The organism is Rhodococcus sp. P4_F3_2, from assembly GCF_056401335.1.
The window spans coordinates 1-456 of record NZ_JBFUJN010000194.1 but is presented as its reverse complement, the minus strand read 5'-3'; the positions used below and the strand labels follow the sequence as shown (position 1 = coordinate 456).

1 protein-coding gene is annotated in these 456 nt (G+C 37.5%); it reads left to right on the top strand.

Features of this window, described 5'->3' with window-relative positions:
* Nucleotides 1–272: 272 nt before the first annotated feature.
* On the top strand, nt 273–456 hold a 184-nt coding region (locus AC1DWA_RS33380), incomplete at its 3' end, for a hypothetical protein (protein WP_477917770.1).

Sequence of the window (456 nt, the reverse complement as noted above, 5' to 3'; positions counted from 1 at the left end):
CCCTAACACTCTACATCGGATTTTTATCAGATGTAAAATCTGTATCCCCAGAGAATCTTTCAGCAGGCTGTTTTGAACAACCTGTGATTGAGGAATGGCTCACTTGGCTGATGAAAAACAGAAACTGTAGTCCGGAAACTTGTAATCTTAGGTTATCTTCGTTACGAGTATTCTTAAAATTTCTTGGAAGCCGGGATATTAAATATCTATACTTATCTAATGATGCTACGAGAATCGAGTCCCGAAAAACGACAAAGAAAAATGTACAGGGAATGAGTCGTGAAGCAGTAAAGGCGCTTCTGGCAGTTCCTAATCCACAGACCAGAACAGGAAAAAGAGATATCACATTTATGGTTTTTTTATACGGAACTGCAGCACGATTGGATGAACTATTGGATATGAAAATATCTCAACTTCATTTAAATGACCAAAAGCCATATGCAATTATCATTGGAA